24 protein-coding genes are annotated in these 19,727 nt (G+C 63.8%); 13 read left to right on the forward strand and 11 right to left on the reverse strand.

The genetic code is table 11. The features are described 5' to 3' along the window. The first annotated feature begins 5 nt into the window (after positions 1 to 5). The gene (locus FPZ61_RS04625) at positions 6 to 956 is read left to right on the forward strand and encodes an isopenicillin N synthase family oxygenase (RefSeq protein WP_185465182.1); all 951 of its coding nucleotides are present in this window, start codon (positions 6 to 8) and stop codon (positions 954 to 956) included. Here FPZ61_RS04625 and FPZ61_RS04630 read toward each other — a convergent pair. Beyond that, positions 943 to 2,004 carry a metallophosphoesterase gene (locus FPZ61_RS04630; RefSeq protein WP_185465183.1) on the reverse strand — a complete coding sequence of 354 codons (1,062 nt, stop codon included), beginning with the start codon at positions 2,002 to 2,004 and terminating at the stop codon, positions 943 to 945. The two genes, FPZ61_RS04625 and FPZ61_RS04630, sit on opposite strands and share 14 nt — an antisense overlap. A gap of 75 nt (positions 2,005 to 2,079) precedes the next feature. Here FPZ61_RS04630 and FPZ61_RS04635 point away from each other — a divergent pair, with 75 nt between their 5' ends. Further along, positions 2,080 to 2,466 carry a VOC family protein gene (locus FPZ61_RS04635; protein WP_185465184.1) on the forward strand — a complete coding sequence of 129 codons (387 nt, stop codon included), beginning with the start codon at positions 2,080 to 2,082 and terminating at the stop codon, positions 2,464 to 2,466. Positions 2,467 to 2,562: 96 nt separating this feature from the next. Beyond that, positions 2,563 to 2,778, forward strand: a complete 216-nt coding sequence (locus FPZ61_RS04640) for a chlorophyll a/b-binding protein (RefSeq protein ID WP_185465185.1) — start codon at positions 2,563 to 2,565, stop codon at positions 2,776 to 2,778. Here the strand turns inward: FPZ61_RS04640 and FPZ61_RS04645 are convergent. The 3 genes from FPZ61_RS04645 to FPZ61_RS04655 all read right to left on the reverse strand — a co-directional run bounded on the left by FPZ61_RS04645 (position 2,775) and on the right by FPZ61_RS04655 (position 5,210). Further along, positions 2,775 to 3,365 (reverse strand): YbhB/YbcL family Raf kinase inhibitor-like protein, encoded by a 591-nt coding sequence (locus FPZ61_RS04645; RefSeq protein ID WP_185465186.1) that lies wholly within the window; start codon positions 3,363 to 3,365, stop codon positions 2,775 to 2,777. The genes FPZ61_RS04640 and FPZ61_RS04645 overlap by 4 nt on opposite strands. A 46-nt stretch (positions 3,366 to 3,411) precedes the next feature. Then, positions 3,412 to 3,960, reverse strand: coding sequence for a hypothetical protein (locus FPZ61_RS04650; protein WP_255441371.1), 549 nt, complete (start codon positions 3,958 to 3,960; stop codon positions 3,412 to 3,414). Positions 3,961 to 4,274: 314 nt separating this feature from the next. After that, entirely contained in the window at positions 4,275 to 5,210 is a 936-nt protein-coding gene (locus FPZ61_RS04655) for an AI-2E family transporter (protein WP_185465187.1), read from the reverse strand. Positions 5,211 to 5,686: 476 nt separating this feature from the next. On the opposite strand from FPZ61_RS04655, the gene FPZ61_RS04660 reads away from it, so the two are divergent. Both FPZ61_RS04660 and FPZ61_RS04665 read left to right on the forward strand, forming a co-directional pair. Continuing rightward, positions 5,687 to 6,130: a cation transporter gene (locus FPZ61_RS04660; protein ID WP_185465188.1), complete on the forward strand. Its 444-nt coding sequence runs from the start codon at positions 5,687 to 5,689 to the stop codon at positions 6,128 to 6,130. Next, a complete protein-coding gene (locus FPZ61_RS04665) occupies positions 6,066 to 6,599 on the forward strand; it encodes a hypothetical protein (RefSeq protein ID WP_185465189.1) in 534 nt (177 codons plus the stop codon). Before FPZ61_RS04660 ends, FPZ61_RS04665 begins: the two co-directional genes overlap by 65 nt. Before the next feature lie 25 nt (positions 6,600 to 6,624). Here FPZ61_RS04665 and FPZ61_RS04670 read toward each other — a convergent pair whose 3' ends face one another. After that, positions 6,625 to 7,032, reverse strand: a complete 408-nt coding sequence (locus FPZ61_RS04670; protein WP_185465190.1) for a hypothetical protein — start codon at positions 7,030 to 7,032, stop codon at positions 6,625 to 6,627. Positions 7,033 to 7,065: 33 nt separating this feature from the next. On the opposite strand from FPZ61_RS04670, the gene FPZ61_RS04675 reads away from it, so the two are divergent. Further along, positions 7,066 to 7,251, forward strand: a complete 186-nt coding sequence (locus tag FPZ61_RS04675) for a hypothetical protein (RefSeq protein ID WP_221629790.1) — start codon at positions 7,066 to 7,068, stop codon at positions 7,249 to 7,251. Positions 7,252 to 7,284: 33 nt separating this feature from the next. Here FPZ61_RS04675 and FPZ61_RS04680 read toward each other — a convergent pair whose 3' ends face one another. From FPZ61_RS04680 to FPZ61_RS04690, 3 genes are all read right to left on the reverse strand, one after another. Continuing rightward, positions 7,285 to 7,665 (reverse strand): hypothetical protein, encoded by a 381-nt coding sequence (locus FPZ61_RS04680; RefSeq protein ID WP_185465191.1) that lies wholly within the window; start codon positions 7,663 to 7,665, stop codon positions 7,285 to 7,287. A 204-nt stretch (positions 7,666 to 7,869) separates the two neighbouring features. Continuing rightward, a complete protein-coding gene (locus tag FPZ61_RS04685) occupies positions 7,870 to 8,394 on the reverse strand; it encodes a mechanosensitive ion channel domain-containing protein (protein WP_185465192.1) in 525 nt (174 codons plus the stop codon). A 213-nt stretch (positions 8,395 to 8,607) separates the two neighbouring features. After that, on the reverse strand, positions 8,608 to 9,516 hold the full coding sequence (locus tag FPZ61_RS04690) for an MBL fold metallo-hydrolase (protein ID WP_255441372.1): 909 nt from the start codon (positions 9,514 to 9,516) through the stop codon (positions 8,608 to 8,610). A gap of 73 nt (positions 9,517 to 9,589) precedes the next feature. On the opposite strand from FPZ61_RS04690, the gene FPZ61_RS04695 reads away from it, so the two are divergent. Further along, entirely contained in the window at positions 9,590 to 11,116 is a 1,527-nt protein-coding gene (locus tag FPZ61_RS04695; protein ID WP_185465363.1) for an FAD-binding domain-containing protein, read from the forward strand. Here FPZ61_RS04695 and FPZ61_RS04700 read toward each other — a convergent pair whose 3' ends face one another. Together FPZ61_RS04700 and FPZ61_RS04705 are read right to left on the reverse strand one after the other, a co-directional pair. Continuing rightward, positions 11,117 to 11,794: a peroxiredoxin-like family protein gene (locus FPZ61_RS04700; protein WP_185465362.1), complete on the reverse strand. Its 678-nt coding sequence runs from the start codon at positions 11,792 to 11,794 to the stop codon at positions 11,117 to 11,119. A gap of 98 nt (positions 11,795 to 11,892) precedes the next feature. Further along, complete coding sequence (locus FPZ61_RS04705; protein ID WP_185465194.1) at positions 11,893 to 13,407, reverse strand: cryptochrome/photolyase family protein; 1,515 nt, start codon at positions 13,405 to 13,407, stop codon at positions 11,893 to 11,895. Between the two features lie 137 nt (positions 13,408 to 13,544). On the opposite strand from FPZ61_RS04705, the gene FPZ61_RS04710 reads away from it, so the two are divergent. Both FPZ61_RS04710 and FPZ61_RS04715 read left to right on the forward strand, forming a co-directional pair. Further along, positions 13,545 to 14,246, forward strand: a complete 702-nt coding sequence (locus FPZ61_RS04710) for a Coq4 family protein (RefSeq protein ID WP_185465195.1) — start codon at positions 13,545 to 13,547, stop codon at positions 14,244 to 14,246. Positions 14,247 to 14,617: 371 nt separating this feature from the next. After that, the gene (locus FPZ61_RS04715; protein ID WP_185465196.1) at positions 14,618 to 15,832 is read left to right on the forward strand and encodes an SHOCT domain-containing protein; all 1,215 of its coding nucleotides are present in this window, start codon (positions 14,618 to 14,620) and stop codon (positions 15,830 to 15,832) included. A gap of 209 nt (positions 15,833 to 16,041) precedes the next feature. Here FPZ61_RS04715 and FPZ61_RS04720 read toward each other — a convergent pair whose 3' ends face one another. Next, a complete protein-coding gene (locus tag FPZ61_RS04720) occupies positions 16,042 to 16,326 on the reverse strand; it encodes a hypothetical protein (RefSeq protein WP_185474757.1) in 285 nt (94 codons plus the stop codon). 82 nt (positions 16,327 to 16,408) lie between these two features. Between FPZ61_RS04720 and FPZ61_RS04725 the strand changes: the two genes are divergently transcribed. From FPZ61_RS04725 to FPZ61_RS04740, 4 genes are all read left to right on the forward strand, one after another. After that, positions 16,409 to 17,050 (forward strand): isoprenylcysteine carboxylmethyltransferase family protein, encoded by a 642-nt coding sequence (locus FPZ61_RS04725; RefSeq protein WP_185465198.1) that lies wholly within the window; start codon positions 16,409 to 16,411, stop codon positions 17,048 to 17,050. A gap of 183 nt (positions 17,051 to 17,233) precedes the next feature. Then, positions 17,234 to 18,058, forward strand: coding sequence for a Mo-dependent nitrogenase C-terminal domain-containing protein (locus FPZ61_RS04730; RefSeq protein ID WP_185465199.1), 825 nt, complete (start codon positions 17,234 to 17,236; stop codon positions 18,056 to 18,058). Positions 18,059 to 18,093: 35 nt separating this feature from the next. Further along, positions 18,094 to 19,212 (forward strand): glycosyltransferase family 2 protein, encoded by a 1,119-nt coding sequence (locus FPZ61_RS04735; protein ID WP_255441374.1) that lies wholly within the window; start codon positions 18,094 to 18,096, stop codon positions 19,210 to 19,212. Positions 19,213 to 19,238: 26 nt separating this feature from the next. Next, positions 19,239 to 19,715 (forward strand): hypothetical protein, encoded by a 477-nt coding sequence (locus FPZ61_RS04740; RefSeq protein ID WP_370593369.1) that lies wholly within the window; start codon positions 19,239 to 19,241, stop codon positions 19,713 to 19,715. Positions 19,716 to 19,727 lie beyond the last annotated feature (12 nt).

Below are 19,727 nucleotides of genomic sequence, written 5' to 3' on the forward strand. Positions count from 1 at the left end.
CCCTGATGGAGTCCACCATCCTCGATGTCGACCTGCTGGCCTTCGAGCAGGGTGACGCTCGCAGCCGGCGGGCGGTGCTCGATGGGGTGCGGCGCAGCCTGGCCACTGGCTTCGTGTACACCAGCAGCGATCTCTCTACCGATCTGCTTGACACCGCCTACGGGATGCTGGAGCGCTTCTTCGCCCTCGATGGAGACACCAAGGGACGCTTCAGGGCTGTCGGTGCCTCCGGGCAGACCGGCTACACGGGGTTGCTGGTGGAAACCGCCGCCGGCAGCGAGCGAGCCGACTGGAAGGAGATGCTCAATTGGGCGGCGCCGATCCCGGCCGCCCATCCCCTGCGCCGCCGTTATCCCCTGCTCTATCCCGACCCGCTGCTGCCGGAGGCGGTGGTGCCGGGCATCAGTGAGGTGCTGCAGCGCTTTCATCGGGCGCTCGCCGATCTGCAGCGGCGCTTCCTGCGGGTGGTCGCCCTCGGCCTCGGCGCCGCCGAGAGCTTCTTCGAGGAGATGGTCAGCGAAGCCCCCACCCTCAGCCGCGCCATCCGCTACCCGCCCATGGCGGCTGCCCCCGGCCCCGGGCACCTCTGGGCCGCCGCCCACGGCGACATCAACCTGATCACCGCCCTGCCCCGGGCCACGGGGGCCGGCCTGGAGGTGGAGGTGGCCGGCGGCTGGGTGCCGGCGCTGCCGCCCGAGGGGCGGGTGATCATCAACAGCGGGCTGATGCTGGAGCGGCTCAGCAACGGCCTGATCCCCGCCGGCCTGCACCGGGTGGTGGCGCCCCCCGATTCCGCTGAGGAGAGGCTGAGCGTGGTGCAGTTCTGCCATGCCCGGCCCTCCACCCTGCTGGCGCCCCTGGCCAGCTGCTGCACCCCGGACAATCCCCAGCGCCTGGCCGGGGTGCTGGCCGCGGATGCCCTCGAGGATGTGCTCTACCGAATCAACCTCCTGTAGCGGAGGACCTCCGGGTCTGAGCGCGCCCGCGCCTGTCGCTCAGGCGCGGCGGCAGTCGCTGCGGATCCACCGCCTGGAGCGTGCGCATGTTGACGGTGCTGTCCCGGCGGCGGCCGCTGCTCCAGTCGTAATCGAGCACGGTCAGGGTCTGGAACGGAGCGGTGCGTTGGCCAAGCAGCCGGCGCGGACCGCTGCCGAGGGCCCCCAGCTGGATCAGATCGAGCTGCCCGGCCCGCCCGGGGTAATAGGCGTGCTGATGGCCACTGATGTAGGCCTCCACCTGGGCGCGCTCCAGGATCTGACGCAGCTCCCGGTCCCTGGCCACCACATTGCCGGCGGTGTCGCGTCCCTGGGCCACCCCCAGCAGGGGAAGGTGTCCCATCACCAGCCGCCGCTGTGCCCCACGGGCCGCAGCGCTGGCCAGGCTCCGCTCCGCCCAGCGCAGCTGTTCCGCGGGAATCTGCGCTGAGGAGGCATCGAGCACCAGCAGGAACAAGTCGTCCTGGAGCACTGAATAGAAGAAGGGAAAGCCGGAAGCGTCCAGGAAGGTCAGCCCCAGATTCCTCTGCTGGCCACGCCAGAAGCGGCTGGCCTCCTGCCGCTCGCGTTCGAAGGAATAGCGGCCGCCCACCCGGCTGCTGGAGGCGTCGTGGTTGCCCATCGCCGGCAGGAAGGGCAGCCCTGCCCTCCGCAGGGGCCTGAGCACCTGGCGATCGAAGCCCGCCCACATGGCCTGGAGCCGGGAGGTGCTCAGGCTCGCCTTCTGCCCGGCCACCATGTCGCCGGCGCAGACCACCAGATCGGCGCGCATCGAGGGGATCAGGGCGATCCCTCGTCCCACCTCCGGGATGTAGGTGGTGGAGCCGTAACTGGAATTGAGATCACTGATCAGCACCAGGCGCCGATCGCCACGGGGGGGGAGCTTCAAGCCGGTGGCGGGAGCTGCAGCCGGGGCTGCCTGCAGCTCCCGCCAGGTGCCGAAGGCGGCAGCCCCCAGGGCCAGGCCACCCAGGCCGAGGATCTGGCGTCGGGTCAGGGTTGGGGCCATGGGCGCGTCGCTGCCGCTATCGGCCCATGCTGCCGCGACCGGTCCAGAGTGGCTTCTTCATTCGGCACAGCCGGCATGACCACGCCCCAGATTCACACCACCCTGGTGCTGGCGGCCGATCAGCCCGATCGTCTCGCTGGGTTCTATGCCGCCCTGCTCGACACCCGCGCCGAGCAGGGGCTCCAGGCGCAGCACTGGCGGTTGGCCTGGCCCGGTGGTGGCCGGCTGGAGATCTATGCCCCTTCTTCCAGCCGACCCCAGCCCCGCAGCTCCGGCCGCCTGGCCCTCTGCCTGCAACGCTCCTGCTCAGCCGCGGATCGTCTCCAGCAGCTGCAGGCCTGGGTGGAGCAGGCCATGGCTCTGGGGGCCATGGCCCCGGAGGCCCCCCGGCTGGAATCGTTCGGTGCCGAAGCCTGGCTGCACGATCCAGAGGGAAACCGGCTGCTGCTGCTGGTCTGCTGAGACCAGCGTCCCGTGCGCTGAACCCCAATAGGCTGCTCCGGGCCAGAACCCTGGCTCGCCCTCCACCTGTGGGCACCAACCGATGCGAAGGATCCGATGAGCAGCAACGAATTCCGCTACGAGCCGGTGGAGAAATTCGGCGAGGGTCTCACCACCAGCCGCCCCTGGAACACCACTGCCCTGGCCGGCGTGGAGCTGCTGAACGGGCGCGTCGCGATGCTGGGCTTCAGCGCGGCCATTGTGGCTGAGGGGCTCACCGGCAAGGGCATCGTCGGTCAGCTGCAGGCCGTGCTGGCCTGGTACCTCGGCTAACGGCCGTAGAAGGAGGTGAAGGAGGCCTTGCCCAGGCTCTGGCTGTTCACCATGAAGCCCACCAGGGCGGCTGAGGGTTCGGGGGGCAGCTCCAGGGTCTTCACTTTGAGCGCGTGCAGGGTGAAGGTGTAGCGGTGGGGGGCGTTGCCCACCGGCGGGCAGGGTCCGCCCCAGCCAGGGGTTCCGTAGTCGCTGCGGATCTGGCGGGCACCCGGCGGCAGGCCGGAGCCATCGCTGCGCCCCGCGCCGGTTGTCAGCCGTGAGCTGCTGACGGGGATGTCCACCATCAGCCAGTGCCACCAGCCACTGCCCCCGGTGGGGGCATCGGGATCGTGCACCAGCAGGGCGAAGCTCTGGGTCTGGGGAGGCGGCTGGCTCCAGCTCAGGGCCGGGGAGATGTTCTCCCCCTCGCAGCCGAAGCCGTTGTACACATGCTTCAGGCCAATGCTGCCGTTGGCCTCCAGGTCGGAGCTGCTCAGGCTGAATTGACCCGCGAGGGCCTCGGCCCCCAGGCCACTGATCACCACCGCCAGCAGGGCACTGGCGGCTCGCCTGATTCGGCGGGAGCGTTTGAAGATCGGCAACATGGAGGGGTGAGCTTTATGGCCTGAGGCTATGCGCCCCGGGCCTGAATCAGAGGCAGCCCTGGACGGAGATGCGGTAGCTGAACCCCAGCGCGCCCGGGTCGTTGCTGGCCCCCACCTTGAAGTTCATCTGGCTGGCCTGCTTGCCGGCAACGGCGGGAAACGGGCCGAACATGCGGCCGGTGCCCATGGGCGGATTCATGGTTTCATTCACCACCTGCAGTGAGCTGCCATCGCTGAATTTCATGAAGCCCTCCACCGGATACTTGGCGCCGGGGTCGGATGAATTGGCGGTGAAAAAGAACTTGTAGCTGGTGTAAGGCTTGTCGACGATGAAATCGGTGTTCCAGTTCGTCTTGCCGATCAATTTGCCCCGACTCACCGACTTGGCCACGATCGGGGTCGTGCCGTTGCCGCCGATGGGATTGAGGAAGGTGCAGCGGGGCGCGGCCTGGGCAAGGCCAGCCCCAGGCAGGGCCAGCACCAGGCCGCTGGCGACGGTCAGTCCAAGGCCAGCGAGCCGACGGCCTGGGAGCGAATGACCTGAAAACGGTTGAAGCAGCTCAGTCGTTGTCTCATCGTTCATGGTCTTGGTCATGGTCAGGCATCAAGTCCAGAGGACTGTTCATCCTGCCACTGCCGTCCCCATGGGGTAGTTCAAGACTGGTGCTCCATGCAGGGATGAATGTCCGGCAACAGTGCATGCAGCACACAGCCGGGATCGGAGCGATCCAGGTCCACACCGTCAGGAGGGTGGTGTTCGATCTCAGGCTTGTGATTCAGCCGATCTCGGTGTATCGGATGAGGGGTTGGAAGACCGCCAGTCGTCGCCGAGGGCTTGAACCATGCTTGCCACCGGAATCTCCACCAGAATTCCAGGCAGGCCGGCGATTTTTGCCCCCAGAAAGAGGGTCAAAAAAGCCAGAGTGGATTCAAACCCACCAGGCTGCCCATGACCCTGGGAACAATGATGTTGTCGAGGATCTGACCAAGAACAAACGCGACTACGAAGACGGTGATCCCCATGGAAAAGTCGTGCAGCATCAGGAACAGGCTCACGCTCAGCTGGGCAATGGCACCCATGAAGGGGAGCAGGCTGAACAGTCCGATCAAGAAGCCAAACAACAGTGCAAACGGAACTCCAATCAGACCAAACACCACAGCAAGGGTAACACTGAATCCCACCGCCAGAATCAGTTGGCCATGGATGAATTGTTGAAGGCGTTTGGGTGGACCACTGCGAATCCGGAATCGCCACCAGACTGGCAACCACTCTGTGACCCCATTCCAGGCAGCAGGCCCGCCCAACAGCAGGAACACCGTCAGAATGATGGTGATGAACAGCCCAAGTCCAGCACTCATCCCAGCATCGAGAAGACTGGGTAGTGACCCGATCAGAGTTTCAGTGGCTGCCGTCAAGTGTTGGCTGACCAGTGTCATCAGATTGTCTGGATTGATCGATGTATCCTGAATCCAGTCCAGCTCCAGGAGGCGGGACAGCAAACCCTGGGTTGAATCGATCCAGGTCGGCATGTCATTGATCAGTTTCTTCAACTGGCTGGCCAGCAAGGGCAACAGCAGGGCAATGACTCCACCGCCCAGTACCACGGCAACAAGCAAGATCACCAGAAGGCTTTGTCCTTTGCTCAGCCCCCACCTCGCCAGGCGGCCTCTGGGGAGGTCAAGGATGATGGCCAGCACCAGCGCCAGGGTGAAAAGCGTCAGGAAGGGATGGAGATAGCCGAGAATCTGCAGCAGGACCCAGGCATTCAGGAACCAGAGAGGCAGCAGCAGGCTGTTGCGAAACCATTGGGTCTGGTTCCATGGGTTGCCATCGGTCTTGGCCATCAAGCAAATCCACCTGAAGGATATAGTTTCCCCCCCCGGTTGCAGGCAAGCCAAGGTCAGGCTTGGATCGGCTGTCATGTTTAGGCATCTGCGCTGGTGTTGAGGCCCATCCCCCTTGCAAGGCCCTGGTTCGCCCACCCGTGGCCTTGCCCATCTCGGCCACGACCAGGTCAGATCAGACGCGAAGGCCCATCAAGGAGCGTCTGAGCCAGACGGCGTGAGTGAATCCTTTTGTGGTCATCATTGAATTTTCACTGTTTCCTTTTTCGCCTGCTCGGGGGCGGCAAGGTCGGTGTCGTCATTCAAAGCGATCCTCTTGGATCTATCCTTGCGCGAGGAACCCTGGCTGGCCAATCATTTGGAACAACTCCATGTTGTGCACCCAACCTCTCTGATGCCACAGGAGTGGCAGTTCCTGATCCTGAGCCGTCGATCCTGATACCGCCATGCATGAAGTCACTAGCGAGCGGCGGTCGATGCGGACCGCCACCGGCTTGAATCTTCTGATGGGTGTGGCCGGGATTCTGGCCTCCTGGTGGACCCAGGCCCAGGCTCTGGCCCTTGACGGGCTGGTATCCGGGCTTAATGCAATGGCCATCATTGTGGCTGCGAGGTTGAGCGGAAGCCTTGGCCGACCGCAGGATCGTCGCTATCCATTCGGGTACTGGTCCCTAGAGACCATCTACCTGGGTGGGCGCTCACTGATGCTTCTGGGCATTATTGCATTCGCTGCGATCTCATCGATCGAAAGGATTCTCAGTTACATGATCAATGCGGATGGTGCCGTTCCACCACGTTTTGACCTGATTGTCCCTTACTCCGTGCTCCGTGCTGATGGTGGCTCTTTGTCTTGTGATGGCCGCCACCCACCATCGCAACTGGCTGCGAGGAGGCCGGCAGAGTCGGTTGCTAGCGATTGAAGGGCGGGGGGCTTTGCTTGATGCCGGGATCAGCGCTGGTGTTGGTGTTGCGTTCGCCTTAACGCCTCTGCTCTCGGCCACGCCACTGGAGTGGGTCATCCCGATCAGTGATGCCATCGTTGTGTTGGTGCTTTGCGGCTTGTTGGTGAGATCACCTCTGCGCAGCCTGATGGCTTCTGTCGCTGAGTTGGGAGGAGAGTCAGCCCATCCCAGCATTCAACGCCAGGTGATCAACCATGTTTCGCCTGAGCTCACTGCTCTGGATATCACCCTTGTGGATTTAGCTCTGTTCCCTTCGGGCAGGGCCTTGCAGGGCATCCTCTACCTCGATCCCCATCGCGCCATGGTCTCTTCAGAGGTGGATCAACTGCGGGATTCTCTGGAGCGATTGTGTCGCTCTCGGTTTCCAATCGTGACATTGGAGGTTGCTCTCAGTCAACGAGAAGCGCTGCTTGGAAAACCTGCTTGATCCGAACTCTCCTGAAGTCTACTCTCTAAGGGGCAGATCGTGAGGCAGGGTCAGCTTCGGCGCTCGGCTGTGAATGGGCATCGGCGAGATCGTGAATCTGTTCCAAATAGCTGGTGTAGGTGGGCGATCCATCGGGGGCGTAGTTGAGGTTCTTGTACAGCCCGGTTAAACGGGTGAATAAGTCTCGCACAGTTGCCTTGTCGTCGAATGGATAGGTGCGGTCGATCAGCCTGCAGACCAGATCAAACGAAGTTTTCTGTCGCTCGATCGGACAGCTGGAGCCCACCTCATCGTAAGCGTCCTGCTGGAGATAGACCATGTCGATGAAGAGAGACTTCTGATAGAGAATGAAATTCTCGATGGTGACCCCTTCCTCGCCGGTCACCTGAATCATCTGGTTCACGGCATCTCCGCGGCGCAGCAGGTCGTTCATGGCCCGCACATGGGGCACCCAGTCTGGGGCGACATGTCTGCTGAACCATCCCTGGAGTTGGTCAAAGTAGCGCGATCAGGAGATCAGGATGTCGGCCTGGCCCTTGGCGCCCAGGCCGGCGAACCTCGATTGTCTGAAGTGTTGCGGGAGGCTGGCTTCAGAAGTGTGCGCCGCGCCGCTGAAACGCCGTTCAACCTGATTCTCGAAGCACGCAAGTAACGCGGCCCAGGGTGCTACAGCGGGGCGGCCCGATCAACGGGGTGGCCCGTTGTAGATCAACTCCTCCACCACGCGGCCGTCCGGGGAGATCTGGATCTCCGTTTCCAGGGTGGGCGGCAGGTCCCTCTCCTGCCAGGCGGGGGGGCCACCCATGAAGCGGAAGATGAAACCATCGCTGTCGTTGCTGATCAGGCAGGGATTGTCGGGATCAGCGGTGGCGAACATGCAGCTGGCCGGGCGGTAGGCCTGGAGCCCTCCGTTGATCTTCACAGCACGGGTGCGGGCCATGTTGATGGCGCGCACCGCTTCGACCGGCACGCGGTCCTGGGCCTGGAGTGGCAGGGTCGCGCACAGCAGGGCCGAAACACCACCGAGAACGAGGCGTTGGGAAAGGTTTTTGGTTCGGAGTTGCATGGACACCCGCAGCAGATACCCTTGCTCTAGGAACGGACCTCCCGACTGGCAAGGTGTAAGGACAGGTTGTTCACTTTGAGTTGATCCTCTTGTGAGGGGAAGCTGGCAGACAGCCACCAGGTGCTTTTCATAGAGAGTGCGTTGCTGTTCTTATCCTGGAGGAATCCCGTCGCATCAACGACTGATACAGAGGCAATTGTTGCCTCAAGTTTCTTTTGTCTTGGAACTGGGCTTCGATCTCCTTTGTCTGACAACTGCTTTTTGCATGAACAAGTTGTTTGGAATGGAGAGCACAGATCCGTCGCCACCCTGTAAAACGACAAAGAATAGCCCAATATCGAGGATCGTGCCTTCTACGGCGAATTCAACATCAAGAATTTTCACCTTATCGCCAATGCCTGCGGGATGGCCAAAAAAGATGATTATCGTTGATGTGATATTTGATAAAATTGACCATTGCGCAAAGAATGCGATTCCAAGGATTGTCAGCATTGATGATACGAAGAAGATCAGCTCAGATCGTTCAACGCCCCAGATTGAGAGAAAGCCACCGACAATCACAAAGAATAGCAAAAAGTCTATAATCTTTGTGATCACTGTGGCCCTGGGTTTTCCGTATGAGTATTTTCGCTGAGCGGCTTTGATGGCTGCAACGATGATTCGTCTTGCCACAGCGGAGGCAAGCAAGACGGCAAGTGTCTCAAGGATCTGGGCGGTGTATAGTTCCATTTTATTTGATTCGAGTTGATTGAATGATTTTAGGAATTGCCTGCTGATATCGCTGCTTCTCTCTCTTCTCCACCCTATGCCATATACATGTCAGAGGAAAAGGCCAGCCACAGCACACTCAGAAGAAGCATCAAAGATTGCCCCTGTCTCGATCAGCAGATTCTGCTGAGCACCAAGTCCCTCAGCGCCGCTGGCCACGGCTGAGGCATCACCTCACACCCCCTCCCAGATCACGGCGATCCAGCGGTCGCCTGTGAACAAGCCCTTACCCCAGTTTTCCTCCAGATCCTGCAGGGGTTTGGCAGCTACAGCCTGCTCGGCGCTCAATCCTTGCTGTTTCAGAGCCGAAAGACGCTTGCTGGCGGTGGCGAGCATGGTGCGATAGCTCTGCAGCTCAGTTTTGCCCCCCACGGCTCCATGCCCGGGGATGATGCGGGTTTGCGGCCCCGCGAGGACAAGAACACGGTCCACTCCGGCGATCGCCCCAGAGAGGCTGCCGCCATTGGTGGTGTCGATGAATGGATACATGCCGTTGAACCACACATCACCGGTATGAATCACGTCGGCTGTGTTGAAGTGCACGATGGCATCGCCGTCCGTGTGAGCGCCAGGCAGGTGCAACAGGTCGATGGTCTCGTCATCGATGTGCAGCCGCAGTGTGTTCTCGAAGGTCAGCACCGGCAGGGCCTCGGGCGTAGCTGGTGGGGTCACCCTCTCGAATGCCGGGATCCTGGAGCCCTCGGCCAGACGCTTGCGCACATTCGTCTGGGCCACGATCGTGGCGCCGCTGCGGGCAAAGCCTGCGTTGCCGTCGGTGTGGTCGTGATGGAAGTGGGTGTTGACCAGCCAGGACGGATCTGTACCGCCCAAAGATCTGACGGCCGCCCGCACGGGCACGGCCAACCGCGCAAATTTGGAGTCCACCAGCAGAGTGCCTTCCGAGCCGGTGAGCACCCCGATATTTCCGCCCTCTCCCTTGATCATCGCCACGGACCCCCGCACAGGTGATGCCGCGACCGTCTCGGGCTCAGCGCTGAAAGCAGTCAGCTGTGGATGACTGATCAGGTCGATCAGCAGAGCCGCAAACAGGCCAAGTGCGAGCAGAGCACGGGAACGATGCATGGCTGAATCAGGCGCGATGAGGCGCATTCTCCAGGACCCCGGTTGACGTCAGGGGATGGCTACGGTCGCGGCCATGGGCCCGGTACAGGTCGTCTGGTTCAAGCGGGATCTGCGGGTGGTCGATCACCAGCCGCTGCTGCAGGCCAGCCTGCTTGGCCCGGTGTTACCTCTGGTGGTGGTGGAGCCGGAGCTCTGGCGGCAGAGCGATGCCTCTGCCCGCCAGTGGGCCTTCGCCGCCGAGAGCCTGGAGGATCTGCGCCGGGCCCTGGCCGGGCTGGGCCAGCCGCTGGTGGTGCGGACCGGCCAGGTTGAGGAGGTGCTGGAGCGGGCCCGCCACCGGTTCGGAGTTGCGGGCCTCTGGAGCCATCAGGAAACCGGCAACGGCTGGAACTATGCCCGCGACCGGCGCGTGGCCCACTGGGCCAGGAGCCACAGCATCCCCTGGATCGAGATCCCCAGCTTCGGCGTGATCCGCCGGTTGGGTGGCCGCAACGGCTGGGCGCGCCGCTGGGAGGCGCGCATGGCCGAGCCGATGGCTCCGCCGCCGGAGGCCCTGCAGCCGCTGGATAGCCTCGATCCTGGCCTGATTCCTTCGGCCAACGAGCTTGGGCTGGCGGCTGACCCCTGCCCGGGCCGGCAGATCGGGGGGAGGCAGGAGGGGTTGGCGCTTCTCGAGAGTTTTCTGAACGGGCGGGGGGCTCGCTACCACCGTGAGCTGTCCAGCCCGTGCACGGCCTTCGCCAGTTGCTCGCGCCTGTCGCCCCACCTCGCCTGGGGCACCCTGTCGATGCGTGAGGTGGTGCAGCTCAGCCGCCGGCGTCGCGTCGTGCCGGTGGGCTTCGAGGCGCGGCTGCACTGGCACTGCCACTTCATCCAGAAGCTCGAAAGCCAGCCGGATCTGGAGTTCCGCGAGCTCCATCCCCTCACCGCCGGGCTGCGCAGCAGTGACCCCGAGCGGCTGGCGGCCTGGGCCGAGGGGCGCACCGGGCTGCCGTTCGTGGATGCCTGCATGCGGGCCCTGATCGCCACGGGCTGGATCAATTTCCGCATGCGGGCCATGCTGATGTCAGTGGCCAGTTACCACCTGTGGCTGCCCTGGCGCGAGAGCGGGCTGCATCTGGCGCGCCTGTTCGTCGACTACGAGCCCGGCATCCACTGGAGCCAGTGCCAGATGCAGTCGGGCACCACGGGCATCAACACGATCCGGATCTACAACCCGATCAAGCAGGGTCAGGATCAAGACCCGGCTGGCACCTTCATCCGCCAATGGCTGCCGGAACTGGCCGCCGTGCCGGCCGTGCACCTCCATGAGCCGTGGACGATGGCGGTGCCCACCCAGCAGCGCCTGGGCTGTGTGCTGGGTGAGCACTACCCCCTTCCGATCGTGGAACCCGCCTCCGCCGCCCGGGCCGCCCGGGAGAGGATCTGGGCCCGGCGGCAGGAACTGGGCTTCACGGAGCTGGCCGATGCGATCCAGCACAGGCACGGATCCCGCCGCTCCGGCCTGGCGGCCAGCGGTGGCAGGCGTCGTCGCCGATCCATGCCAGCAGGCTCCGGCGATCAGCAGATCCAGCTGCCGCTGGATCTGGATCTGGCCTGATCAGCCGAGGAAAGGATCCAGGAAACTGAGCGGCCTTGCCATGGTTGCGGAGAAGCCGAGGATGCCGCGGTCCCGGTGGCTGTAGAGCAGCGTGTCGTCGGCCTCGAGCAGAAAGGTGCCGCCCCGCTGGGTGAGGAAGTCGTCGCGCGGCACGTAGGTGCGCCAATGGCCCAGCACCTCGCTCATGTTGCGCAGGCGCACCGTGGCCAGCTCGAAGGGTCGCTGGAACCCGGTCCCGCCTGCTCTGGCGAAGAACGACCCCTTGAGCGGCGGCAAGGGCCCAGCCTGGATGGTCTCCTCATCGCCGATCCGCTCGGGAGCGCTGCGATCGCCCGTGTAGCCGCGCAGTACCTCGGCCAGGGTGCCGGGGGAACCGATGCCGGCACACATCAGCAGCAGGTTCGGCCACGGCCCGCCGATCTGTCGCAGGCCCTCGTAGAGCCCCAGGGCCCGATGCAGCTCGGGTTCGGCGTCCACCTCGAGGCATTCGAGTGGAAACCCCGTGAAGGCGCAGAAGCGCTGGCGGCCCGCCTCGTCGCCGATGCCGATCGCCAGCACGGTGATGCCGGCAGACTCCAGCTGCGGCAGGACCGGCACCAGAGCCTGGGCGTATTCGAGGCTGTCGAAATCCCCCAGCTGGCTGAGCAGCAGCACGAGGCGGCGCTTGCCAGCCCCCATCCCGTTCACTCCCGCCAGCCGCTTGAGCAGGGGAGCGGGTGCAGGCAGACGTGCCTCGCTGCTGGCTGGATCGGAGCTGGTCACAAGCAACGCGACGGTCACGGCACGACCATCGTGGCGCGCTCCAGAAACGCCTCGGCGCTGGCGCTCAATCCATCCCGCCGCTGCGGGTCCATCCGGTCCAGCAGGCGCACCATCATCGAGAGGCGCGGGTTGGACTGGAAGAAGGCCCGGTGGCGGTCGATGAAACGCCAGTAGAGCCCGTCCCAGATCTCACACCACGGGCCCCGCTTGAAATCGCCCATCTTGAGGATGTAGTTGGAGCCGCAGATGTAGGGCTTGGTCGCAAAGATCCCGCCGTCACTCATCTGACCCATGCCGTAGACGTTCGGCCCCATCACCCATTCGTAGGAATCCAGGTAGCGCTCCATGAACCAGCGGTGCACCTCCAGTGGATGGATCTCACAGAGCAGCATCAGGTTGCTGATCACCATCAGCCGCTCGATGTGGTGGTTGTAGGCCAGGCGGTTGACCCGCCCGATGGCCGCATCCAGGGGCGGCAGACCGGTGCTGCCGTCGTGCCAGCAGGGCGCCAGCCGCCGCTGGTGGTTCCAGAAATTGGCCTCGGCCTGGCGTTCGCCGTGCATGCGATCGATGCCCCGCACGAACTCGCGCCAGCCGATGACCTGGCGCAGGAATCCCTCCAGCGAGGCGATCGGCACCGGCTGCTGGCTTTCCTGCCGCTGCTGCACATGGGCCAGGGTGGCCGCGATCACCTCGGCCGGATTGAGCAGGCCGATGTTGATCAGGGGAGAGAGCAGGGAATGGTGCAGGGTGTCGCGGCTCTGGCTGAGGGCGTCTTCATAAGGCCCGAATCCATCGAGTCGTTCCTGAAGAAACCGCTGCAGCCAGGCCTGGGCCCCGGCGTGATCAAAGGGAATCCACAGCGGGCCCAGCTGCCCGGGGTGGGCGGCGAAGTGGGTGGTGACCAGCGCCCGCACGGCTGACTCATGGGGGCTGGCCACCACGGCCGGTAACGGCGGTTCCTCGTAGCCCTTCGGCAGCCGGCGGCGGTTCTCGGCATCGAAGCTCCAGCGCCCCCCCGTGGGGCTGCCGTCGGGTTCGAGCAGCAGCCCCAGGCGTCGGCGCTGGCGCTCGTAGAAGGTCTTCATGAAGGGGCGTCGGCGCCCTTCGAACCAGGTGCGGCTGTCGGCAACGGATTCGAGGAAAGCGGGCGAGGGCAGAACGGTGAGCCGCAGCCCCTGTTCCCGGCAGAACTGCTGCAGCCTGGCCTCGAAGCTGCGGTCGGCGACCTCCGCCACCTGCAGCTCCCGGCCATCGTCCAGCTCGGTCGCCAGCCGCTCCCAGAACGAAACACTCGCCGAGGCGGGCAGCTCGAAGTAGCGCACCACCAGGCCCCGCTCGATCAACGCGTCGCGGAAGCTGCGCATCGCCACGAAGGTGTGGAGCAATCGCAGCTGGTGGTACCGGTAGGTGGAGGCCACCGCGAGGTCTTCGATCATCAGCACCCGGCTGCCGGCCGCGAGTTGCAGCGCCGAGGAGGTGAACCAGTCGCGGTGCAGCTGATCGCCCAGGATCAGGGTGAGGACCATCGCGGGGTGAGTGTCTGCCGCAGGTCATAGCGGCGCATCGGATGGTCCAGATCGAAGCGGTCCGGCAGGCCTCCCAAGCTGCGTGCACAGGTGGAGCCCGTCATGATGAAACGTGGATCCCGGCTGAGCGTCCAAGGATGAGAATTGACTCCAACCTGCGCCGTCGCGCCCTCAGATCTGCCGTGGCCCTGCTGGAAACGGCCCGAGATCCGGCCACGGTGGTGGTGAAAGGTCTGCCGGTGATGGAGATCCTCAACGACTCACCGCTCGGGGAGATCACGCGCAGTCGGCTTCTGCAGGATCCTTCCCTGGTGGCGCTCGCGGCTGAGCGCTACCAGGGGGAGTGGCCGGAACCCGAGCGCCTGCGCGCCATGCCGCCAGGAAGCCTCGGGCGTTTGTATCAGGAGCGGTTCGACCGGCTCGGCCTGCATGGTCTCCCGCCCCTCGCCTGCCCCAGAGAAGCCGACGATGGCGCTTACCTGCAGCAGAGGCGGCTCACCACCCATGACGTTCATCACACCGTGTTCGCCACACCGGTGACCGTGGCGGGAGAAGCTGCCGGCGCCGTCTATTACGCCGCCGCCCTCAATGAGTTCGGCCCTGGGGCGATCCTTTCCGCCTGGATGTTCCATGCGATGGAGAACCCCGATCAGAGCGCCCTGATCTGGAGAGGGATCCGTTTCGGCCTGGAGCTCGCTGAACAGGTCGGCGCCTCCCTGCTGGCCATGCGCTGGGAGGAGGGATGGGAGGAGCCCATCGCCACGTGGAGGGAACGGCTCGGGCTCAGCGCGCTGCTCAGGACCACGCCGTTCCCGGAGGAGCTGGCCCTGCTCAGCTGAATCCTGCCTGCAGTTGAGCGAGCCGCTGTTGGGGAAGCCCTGGGCCTGCTGCGCCCGCATCGGCCCCAGCTCGAATCAGGACCATGGCAGCAACCGAATGGTAATTTGAAGGTTCAGGAATGGATTGATTCGTCGTATCGGCAGAGCCGATCGATTCGGTACGGGAGCAGCGTCAGCCACCACCTCCCGCACAAGCAACCGAACCCCCAACCCCGCCAGGTCCGCTTCGAACCGGCCGGTTCGCCTCATGCCCATTGATCAGGCTGGATCGGTCTTTCGGGAACGACACAGCCCCATCGCAGGGCAGGGTCGGGGATGAACTCAGCATTTCCGGAATTCCTTCAGACACGGCCAACAGACCCGCCCACGCCATGGAACAGATCACCGATGCAGGCCGGAAAGTCGCCAGCGACCTGGCCCGTCAGTACGGGTTCAGTCAGGACGCCGTCACCCACATGATGCTGGCGATGCTGCGCGGCAAAGGCGCCATGGCCCAGTTCGACCATCCGGAGTTCGCCGGCTCCGGCCAGTGGATGCGGGGGGGGATGCTGATGGTCAGCGACATGTTCAACCACTCCCTCAAGGTGCGGGTGGATGGTCTCTGCCAGGCGATCTCAGCACAGCTTGGCGGCCACCAGCCCCAACCGGCCAGCACGGGAAACTTCCAGGCCCAGAGCAGCGGCGGCTGGGCCACCGCGTCGGCGATGCCGGCGATGGCCCCCATGGCCTCAACAGGCGGTGGTTCGCCCCTGTTCGTGCCTGATCCCCGAGACACCTGGTGGCCTGCCGAGCTGGGCGCCCCTGCAGCGGTGGGCAGCCAGAACGACATGAGCTACGCCTTCTTTCCCAGCGCCGGCCGGCTGGCCATTCAGTCGAACGGCCAGGTGTCGGTGTACGACACAGGCCATCATCAGATCGCCGGCCTGTCCCAGCAGCAGGGCGCCGGCGGCTCCGTGGTTTTCGCAACCCCGGGCGGCACGGTGAGTCTCTCCAGCCTCACCTCGATGGGCGGCGGCAGCCAGCAGCAATCGAGCCATGGGGGCAGCCAGCAGCAGAGCAGCTACGGCGGCGGGCAGCAACAGTCCTCCGCCGGCACCGCCATGACCCCGATGGCGATGCAACCGATGCAACCAATGGCGATGCAGCCCATGGCTGGATTCGAGAGCTGGTGGCCTGCGGATCTGGGCAGCCCCAGCGCCACCGGCGCTCAGAACAACCTGCGTTACGCCTGGTTCGCCGATTCGGGCTGCCTGGCCGTGGAGCATGACGGAACCCTCAGCCTGCTGGATGCCCGCAAGCATCCGATCAACGGGATCGCCCAGGCCAGCGGCAGCACCGAGGTGATGTTCTCCACGCCGGAGGGCACGGTGAGTCTCTCGAGCCTGCCACCGTTCTCCCCGAAAATCCCCTCCAGTGCATCGGCCCCGGCTCCGGCCGAATCGGTGGTGGAAGCGCCAGTTGCAACCCCCACCTCCAGCGGGGATGTGATCAGCGCCCTGGAACGTCTGGGTGAGCTCAAGGCCAAGGGGGTGCTGAGCGAGGCGGAATTCACCGAGAAGAAGAAGGAGCTGCTGAGCCGGTTGTAAGAAACCGGCGTCGGCCAGGCCCCAGGCGGGAGAGCCTCAGCCTGGATGGATCGGAGGGCGATGACGGCGCCGTAGTTGGAGGGGGAGCTCTGGCCTGGCAGCATCCCGACCATCACCGTGCGCATCCAGGGCCTCCGCAACGGCCATGCGTCAGAGCGGAACCGTTCCTGCCTTACGAGTCTGCGCACCAGCATCAGTCTCGCCCTCCATCACGGAGTGACAGTCACGGAGATGTCGATGTCACGGATTGGGGCGGTAACCCTTTCGAATCCCGTCCCCGGTCCGTTCCGGAACACGACGAGTTCTACGCGAGGAGCCGAATGGTGGCCGGTACTTGTTCGGATCAAGTTGCTGATGATGTTATTGGTTTCCGGTAGCTTCACTGAATCGAAGGTGTCGTTGAAGGATCGCAGGTGGATAGAGAGGTTCCCTGGATCGCCGCGCACTTCGGCGTGATGATCGATGGCAAGGGCGGTTGAATGCAATCCATCCATCTCCAGGCATCTGCAGGTGACAACCGGGGCCTGAGCAATCATTCTTGCTAGAGTTAAGTCAGAAGCCCTCAGTACCGAAGCCATGAAGATCAAGCATTTTATCAATCTGCACAAGGGGGCTACGCCTGTGTTTGTCCTTGGGTTGATGATTGCCTATCAGAATTTTACAGTTGGTCCTTGGGTGTATCTTTCTCTCCACGGGACTTATGGAATCCTGTGGCTGCTAAAAGACAGAATCTACCCTGACAGGCAATGGGAGCAGGAGGTTTCATCGCTGACAGGTGTTCTCGGCTTCGGAGTGATCAGCTTGTATTGGATCGCCCCATTCATTCTCATCAGCAGCCGTATTGAGCCATCTCTGCCGTTGATCGCGGCGGCAGTGGCGATCTGCATCTTGGGAATATTCTTGCACTACAGCAGTGATGCTCAAAAGTATTATACGCTGAAATACAGGTCTGGTCTGATTGAAGAGGGCTTCTTTGCGCGCTGTCGGAATACAAATTACTTAGGGGAGATTCTGATTTATTTTGCCTTTGCGATGCTGGCATCAAGCTGGATTCCCTTTGCTGTTCTGGGAGGGTTCATTGCTGGAGTCTTCATTCCAAATATGCTCAGGAAAGACAAGTCTCTGCAGCGCTATCCTGGCTTCGAATCCTACAAGGCTCGCTCAGGGCTATTGCTTCCCAGGCTTTTAATTCCCAGTCCCTCAGGGTCTGAAGCCTGACCTGTCCTTTTGTGGCATCGTCGGCAGGCCATGGAGAACGGCGAATGGCAACCAGCAACCGGAGCGCCATCTCGATCCACCCTCCCAGCCCGAGTAACGCGTTGACCTGCCACGCTGATGGAGCCCTCAGGCAGATGGCGCTCAGTGATGAGGTCTTCGGCGTCGAGCAACAGGTCATCCTCGATGACCAGCTGGCCCGTCTGCTTCCTGAGGAGTCGTTGGATCCATGGCCTCAACCCTCTGTATGAGGAACTGATGGCCCTGCGTTTCCAGGCCCTGTGTTTACTCGAGGAGGAGGCCAGCTCCACTGAGGAGGCTGTTCAGGAGGCTGAGGGGGGAGATCCACCCTTCGAGGCCAGCAGGCTTCAGGGTGCCGCGGTCTTGAATGGGGTTGTGGCTACTGGATGCATTCCGATTTCTCGTCGACCCCTGGTTCTGGTTCACGGGCTGCTGGACAGCCCAGCGGTGTTCAGCAGGCTTCGGCAGGCGCTGGGGGAGCGACGACCGCATCTACTGATTCCTGCCCTGCCGTTGCGCTTCGGTCTCACTCCGATCGAGCAGGCGGCTGAACTGCTCGGTGGCCACATTCAGGCAACCCTGGGGATGGAGCAGCCGATCGACCTGCTGGGTTTTTCGATCGGGGGCGTCATCGCCCGCACCTGGATCCAGCTGCTGGGGGGACACCAGCGCACCCGGCGCTTCATCAGTGTTGGCAGCCCCCAGCAGGGAACGCTCACGGCCCAGCCATGGTCCGGGCGTGTCTTCAAGGGCATCGCCGGTCTGAAGTGGGGCAGCGGCCTGCTGTCGCATCTGAACGGCAACCTCGACACCCTCCACAGGATCGAGTGCCACAGCTTTTACTCCGCCATAGATCTGGCCGTGCTGCCGGGATGGCGCGCCGTCCTGCCGATCGGCGCTCGCACGCAGCTGCCGGTGGCCACACACCCCCAGCTGCTGCGTGATCAGGCCGCCATCAGACCCCTGGCCCAGGAATTGCTCCGGGTGTGATGCAGGTGGGCAGAGTCCCTCTGCCCATAGGGTTGATGAGTCCGGCGGTTCGGTTGTCGATGGGCTGGGTTGGCGTTTCAATCGTGGTGCGCTGGCTGCTGGGCTGGGTCCTGGGCCTGCGCTTTCCCGTGCTCCCCGCCGGCTCCCCGGTGGACCCGCCCACCGTGTCGGTGATGATCCCCGCCCGCAACGAGGAGTCCACCCTTCCGCATCTGCTGGATGGTCTCGCCCGACAGAGCCTCAGGCCCCTGGAGGTGATCGTGGTGGATGACCACTCCACGGATCGCACCAACGCCATCGCCATCAAGCCCCGCAGCGGCCTCCCCGTGAGCGTGCGCGCTTCGCCATCGTTACCGCAGGGCTGGTGCGGCAAGACCTGGGCGCTGCACAACGGTGTCCTGGCCAGTCGTGGTGAGCTGCTGGTGTTTCTCGACGCCGACACCGAACCCGGACCTGAGTTCCTCGAGCGTCTGGTGGCGGTTCATCAGCAGCTCGGTGGACTGGTGACGGTCCAGCCTTACCACCGCACCGAGAAGCCCTATGAGCAGCTCTCGCTGCTGTTCAACCTGGTGGGGCTGATGGCCGTTCCCCTGGGAGCGGGCTGTGGGGTGGCCTTCGGGCCTGCGATGGCCACCAGCCGCGTCGATTACGAGCGCAGCGGCGGTCACGCGGCCGTCGCCGGCAAGGTGGTCGAAGACTGGTTTCTGGCCCATGCCTATGAACAGGTGGATCTGCCGGTGAGTGCGTTCCTCGGCCATGGCCAGATCGCCTACCGCATGTATCCGGGTGGTCTTGGCGACATGGTGGTGGGGTTCAACAAGAATTTCGCCACGGCCGCCGGTGAAGTGCGCTGGAGCTGGATGCTGGCGGTGGTGCTCTGGCTCTCCGGGCTGTTCTGGGCCGCCTGGTGCCTGCCTGCCTCCCTGCTGGGCTGGCCACTGGTGGGTGATCAGGCCGTGCTCAGCAACGCTCTGGTCTACGGGGCCTATGTGCTCCAGCTGCTGGTGATCACCCGACTGATCGGACGCTTCTCCTGGATCAATCTGCTCTTTCCAGTCCCTGTCCTGTTTTTCCTCGGGGTGTTTCTGCAGGCGATCGTCAACCTCGAGCGGGGCGAGGTGCGCTGGAAGGGTCGCACATTCAGCACACGCTGATGGGAACACTCAGAGGGTGGGGTGCGGTGGCTGCCTCGGTCAGCCTGTGGCTGCTGTGGTCAATCGTGATCGGGTCGCTCGCCAATCAGCTGCCGGATCGGCTGCTTGGCTGGCGTGATCCCTGTCAGCCTGACCACCAGAGTGCGGTCCCTCTGCGGATCTACGAACGCTGGCTGGGGATCCGGATCTGGAAGCCCTGGATTCCTGATGCCGGCGATGCCCTGCCGGGGGGCGTCAGCAAGGCGAGCCTGGCCCGCAGGGACCCGTTGGCCCTGCAACGGCTGAGCCTGGAGACCCGTCGGGCGGAGCTGGTGCACTGGGCGCTCTGGCCCGCCTGGATGGTCACGGTTCTGTGGCTGCCACCGTCTGGGGTGCTGATCAATCTGGTCTTCGCGACCCTGTTCAACCTCCCGTGCCTGCTGCTGCAGCGCTACAACCGCCTGCGCCTGGGCAGGACTCTGAGGAGGCTCTCGAGCAAGCCCCTCTCCAGCCGGCAGCGATGAGAAAGGCACGAC

This window comes from Synechococcus sp. BSA11S, from assembly GCF_014224355.1.
Lineage (GTDB): Bacteria > Cyanobacteriota > Cyanobacteriia > PCC-6307 > Cyanobiaceae > Regnicoccus_A.

Coding starts and splice junctions, on each gene's coding strand:
- FPZ61_RS04625 (WP_185465182.1), top strand. CDS start 6: ATGGAGTCCACCATCCTCGATGTCGACCTGCTGGCCTTCGAGCAGGGT.
- FPZ61_RS04630 (WP_185465183.1), bottom strand. CDS start 2,004: ATGGCCCCAACCCTGACCCGACGCCAGATCCTCGGCCTGGGTGGCCTG.
- FPZ61_RS04635 (WP_185465184.1), top strand. CDS start 2,080: ATGACCACGCCCCAGATTCACACCACCCTGGTGCTGGCGGCCGATCAG.
- FPZ61_RS04640 (WP_185465185.1), top strand. CDS start 2,563: ATGAGCAGCAACGAATTCCGCTACGAGCCGGTGGAGAAATTCGGCGAG.
- FPZ61_RS04645 (WP_185465186.1), bottom strand. CDS start 3,365: ATGTTGCCGATCTTCAAACGCTCCCGCCGAATCAGGCGAGCCGCCAGT.
- FPZ61_RS04650 (WP_255441371.1), bottom strand. CDS start 3,960: ATGACCAAGACCATGAACGATGAGACAACGACTGAGCTGCTTCAACCG.
- FPZ61_RS04655 (WP_185465187.1), bottom strand. CDS start 5,210: ATGGCCAAGACCGATGGCAACCCATGGAACCAGACCCAATGGTTTCGC.
- FPZ61_RS04660 (WP_185465188.1), top strand. CDS start 5,687: ATGCGGACCGCCACCGGCTTGAATCTTCTGATGGGTGTGGCCGGGATT.
- FPZ61_RS04665 (WP_185465189.1), top strand. CDS start 6,066: ATGGCCGCCACCCACCATCGCAACTGGCTGCGAGGAGGCCGGCAGAGT.
- FPZ61_RS04670 (WP_185465190.1), bottom strand. CDS start 7,032: ATGAACGACCTGCTGCGCCGCGGAGATGCCGTGAACCAGATGATTCAG.
- FPZ61_RS04675 (WP_221629790.1), top strand. CDS start 7,066: ATGTCTGCTGAACCATCCCTGGAGTTGGTCAAAGTAGCGCGATCAGGA.
- FPZ61_RS04680 (WP_185465191.1), bottom strand. CDS start 7,665: ATGCAACTCCGAACCAAAAACCTTTCCCAACGCCTCGTTCTCGGTGGT.
- FPZ61_RS04685 (WP_185465192.1), bottom strand. CDS start 8,394: ATGGAACTATACACCGCCCAGATCCTTGAGACACTTGCCGTCTTGCTT.
- FPZ61_RS04690 (WP_255441372.1), bottom strand. CDS start 9,516: ATGCATCGTTCCCGTGCTCTGCTCGCACTTGGCCTGTTTGCGGCTCTG.
- FPZ61_RS04695 (WP_185465363.1), top strand. CDS start 9,590: ATGGGCCCGGTACAGGTCGTCTGGTTCAAGCGGGATCTGCGGGTGGTC.
- FPZ61_RS04700 (WP_185465362.1), bottom strand. CDS start 11,794: ATGGGGGCTGGCAAGCGCCGCCTCGTGCTGCTGCTCAGCCAGCTGGGG.
- FPZ61_RS04705 (WP_185465194.1), bottom strand. CDS start 13,407: ATGGTCCTCACCCTGATCCTGGGCGATCAGCTGCACCGCGACTGGTTC.
- FPZ61_RS04710 (WP_185465195.1), top strand. CDS start 13,545: ATGAGAATTGACTCCAACCTGCGCCGTCGCGCCCTCAGATCTGCCGTG.
- FPZ61_RS04715 (WP_185465196.1), top strand. CDS start 14,618: ATGGAACAGATCACCGATGCAGGCCGGAAAGTCGCCAGCGACCTGGCC.
- FPZ61_RS04720 (WP_185474757.1), bottom strand. CDS start 16,326: ATGGATGGATTGCATTCAACCGCCCTTGCCATCGATCATCACGCCGAA.
- FPZ61_RS04725 (WP_185465198.1), top strand. CDS start 16,409: ATGAAGATCAAGCATTTTATCAATCTGCACAAGGGGGCTACGCCTGTG.
- FPZ61_RS04730 (WP_185465199.1), top strand. CDS start 17,234: ATGACCAGCTGGCCCGTCTGCTTCCTGAGGAGTCGTTGGATCCATGGC.
- FPZ61_RS04735 (WP_255441374.1), top strand. CDS start 18,094: ATGAGTCCGGCGGTTCGGTTGTCGATGGGCTGGGTTGGCGTTTCAATC.